Source organism: Stenotrophomonas pictorum JCM 9942, assembly GCF_001310775.1.
GTDB classification, from domain to species: domain Bacteria; phylum Pseudomonadota; class Gammaproteobacteria; order Xanthomonadales; family Xanthomonadaceae; genus Stenotrophomonas; species Stenotrophomonas pictorum.
The window spans coordinates 1-2,677 of record NZ_BAZI01000357.1; the positions used below are offsets into that span (position 1 = coordinate 1).

4 protein-coding genes and 1 pseudogene are annotated in these 2,677 nt (G+C 68.8%); 4 read left to right on the forward strand and 1 reads right to left on the reverse strand.

Annotation, left to right across the window (positions count from 1 at the left end; genetic code table 11):
- The 4 genes and pseudogenes from JCM9942_RS13630 to JCM9942_RS13645 form a co-directional block, all read left to right on the forward strand.
- The coding region (locus JCM9942_RS13630; RefSeq protein WP_304941147.1) for a FimV/HubP family polar landmark protein at positions 1-522 on the forward strand (522 nt) is incomplete at its 5' end.
- A gap of 11 nt (positions 523-533) precedes the next feature.
- Complete coding sequence (locus JCM9942_RS13635; RefSeq protein ID WP_054660349.1) at positions 534-893, forward strand: VOC family protein; 360 nt, start codon at positions 534-536, stop codon at positions 891-893.
- A gap of 45 nt (positions 894-938) precedes the next feature.
- Positions 939-1,712, forward strand: a complete 774-nt coding sequence (gene truA, locus JCM9942_RS13640; protein WP_054660351.1) for a tRNA pseudouridine(38-40) synthase TruA — start codon at positions 939-941, stop codon at positions 1,710-1,712.
- Positions 1,709-2,388: pseudogene (locus JCM9942_RS13645) on the forward strand (phosphoribosylanthranilate isomerase). The gene truA and the pseudogene JCM9942_RS13645 overlap by 4 nt, the downstream one beginning before the upstream one ends.
- Here the strand turns inward: JCM9942_RS13645 and JCM9942_RS13650 are convergent.
- Positions 2,377-2,677 (reverse strand): LysR substrate-binding domain-containing protein (locus JCM9942_RS13650; RefSeq protein WP_256202390.1); only part of this gene is annotated, 301 nt, incomplete at its 5' end. The pseudogene JCM9942_RS13645 and the gene JCM9942_RS13650 sit on opposite strands and share 12 nt — an antisense overlap.

Below are 2,677 nucleotides of genomic sequence, written 5' to 3' on the forward strand. Positions count from 1 at the left end.
GGTGCCGACGGGCTGGTGGCGGCGATGCCGGTGATGGGCATGGCCGCCGATCAGGTGGACGATCAGAGCGCAGATGTCGCCCGGGGGCGGGATTCCGGGGCTGAAGCGGTTATGGTCCAGCCAGTGGCAGAAGACCACGTCGCGGTGCAGCCGGACGCCTATGAAGAGCCGATGCCGGCATGGCTGAGGGGCGGTCCGGCGATCTATGCCGAGCCGCTGCCGCCGACTGTTGAGCCGGCGCCCGCGGCGCTGGGGGAGGCCTCGCCCCCGGTGGTGGAAGCGCCCGAGCTGTCGGCGATAGTGCAAGCGGAAGTACCCGAATCGGCCTGGGATGCGGCTGACACCGCGCCGGTGGCGCCCCTGAGCCCGGCACCGGCCGGTCGCGAGCGGCTGGAGCTGGCCATCGCCTATCTGGACCTGGGGGACGCGGAAACCGCGCGCACGCTGCTGGGCGAAGTGATGCAGGGCGGCGATCCGCAGGCGCGGGACGAAGCGCTGGAACTGCTCGGCCGGATGCGGTGACGGAGGTTGCGATGAAGCGCGAGCGTGGTATCGATTACGTGGAATTTGCCTCATCCGACCCGGCCGCCAGTCGCCGCTTCTTCGAGCAGGTGTTCGGCTGGCAGTTCGAGGACTACGGCCCGGACTACACCGCGTTCGATGACGGCCAGCTGCAGGGTGGTTTCTTCCGCGGCACGCCGGTGACCACCAGCGCCGGCGCGCCGCTGGTGGTGCTGTATGCGGCGCAGTTGGCGCCGGTGCAGGCCGCGGTGCTGGCGCATGGCGGCGAGGTGGTGAAGCCGGTGTTCGTGTTTCCCGGCGGCCGCCGCTTCCAGTTCATCGAGCCCGGTGGCAATGAGCTGGCGGTGTGGTCCGAGCGCGACAGCGACTGACCGCGCCGCGATATCCGCGGTAGCGAAATTCCAAGAGGTTTGACGATGCGTTACGCGCTGGGCGTGGAGTACGACGGCAGCGAGTTCAAAGGCTGGCAGCAGCTCGGTGAGAGCGGCTGTGCCAGCGTGCAGGCGACGTTGCAGGATGCGCTGTCCTCGGTGGCGGACGCGCCGATCCATGTGGTCTGTGCCGGCCGTACCGATGCCGGCGTGCATGGCGAATGCCAGGTGGTGCATTTCGACAGCGAGGTTGCGCGCACGCCGCGCGGCTGGATGTTGGGAACGACTACACGGCTGCCGCCCTCGGTCTGCGTGCGCTGGTGCGTGCCGGTCGACGAGGAGTTCAACGCCCGTTTCTCGGCCCGTGCGCGTCGCTACCGCTACCGGCTGATGAACCGGCAGGTCCGGCCCGCACTGTACCGGCAGACCCTGAGCTGGGAGCGGCGGCCGCTGGATGCCGATGCGATGCACCGGGCCGCGCAGGCGCTGCTGGGCGAGAACGATTTCAGCTCGTTCCGCAGCGCGCAGTGCCAGGCGTTGCACGCACGCCGTGAGCTGCAGGCGATCTCGGTCCGCCGTCATGGCGAGGTGGTGGAGGTCGAAGTGCAGGCCAATGCGTTCCTGCACCATATGGTGCGCAATATCGTCGGCTCGCTGCTGATGGTGGGGGCGGGCGAGAAGCCGGAAAGCTGGATCGCCGACGTGCTGGCGGCCCGTGATCGCAATCAGGCCGGGCCCACCGCGCCGCCGCAGGGGCTGGTGTTCGTCGGTCCGCTGTATCCTGAGCACTGGCAATTGCCGGCCGAGGTGACGCTGTGAGTCGCACGCTGTTCCGTACCCGCATCAAGTTCTGCGGCATGACCCGCGCCGGTGACATCCGCCTGGCCAGCGAGCTGGGGGTGGACGCGATCGGCTTCATCTTCGCCAAAGGCAGCGTGCGCCGGGTGGCGCCAGCGAGGCGCGCGCGATGCGCCAGGCGATCGCGCCGATGGTGGACGTGGTGGCGCTGTTCCAGAACAACAATCGCGAGGAAGTGCGCGAGGTGCTGCGTGCGGTGCGGCCCACCGTGTTGCAGTTCCATGGTGATGAGGACGACGGTTTCTGCCGCAGCTTCAACATGCCGTACCTGAAGGCGATCGCGATGGGCGGTGGCACCGAGATCACCGCACGCGGGCTGCAGCAGCTGTATCCGCATACGGCCGGCTTCCTGTTCGACAGTCACGCGGTCGGCGGCAGTGGTGGCACCGGAGTCTCGTTTGACTGGTCGCAGATTCCGCCGGGCGTGCATCGCCCGTTCCTGCTGGCCGGCGGTCTCCGCCCGGAGAACGTGCACGACGCGATCCTCGCCACCCAGCCGTGGGGCGTGGATGTGTCCAGCGGCATCGAGTCGGCGCCGGGTCTGAAGGACGGTTACAAGATGCGCCAGTTTGTCGAAGAGGTGCGCCGTGCCGACATGGCCGCCGACGACACCACCGAGGCGGGTTCAGCCCTGTAACTGGCGCTGCAGCCACTGTGCCAGCAGTTCCACGCGCGGGTCGTCGCCACGGGTGGTGCACAACCCCCAGCTGCCGTCGGTATCGACAAAGCCCCACGGCGCGACCAGCCGGCCACGGGCCAGCTCTTCGGCCACCAGCGGCTGTGGGGCGATGGCCACACCGAGCCCGGCGACGGCCGCTTCCAGCAGGTAATAGAGATGCTCGAAACCGGTGCCGTAGTGCAGGCGCTGGTGATCGATACCGTTGCGCATGGCCCAGGTTGGCCAGGCCTGCGGGCGCGAGCGGGTG

Excerpts from the sequence above, each read along its gene's own strand:
- JCM9942_RS13635 (WP_054660349.1), top strand. The coding sequence starts at position 534 with ATGAAGCGCGAGCGTGGTATCGATTACGTGGAATTTGCCTCATCCGAC.
- truA (WP_054660351.1), top strand. The coding sequence starts at position 939 with ATGCGTTACGCGCTGGGCGTGGAGTACGACGGCAGCGAGTTCAAAGGC.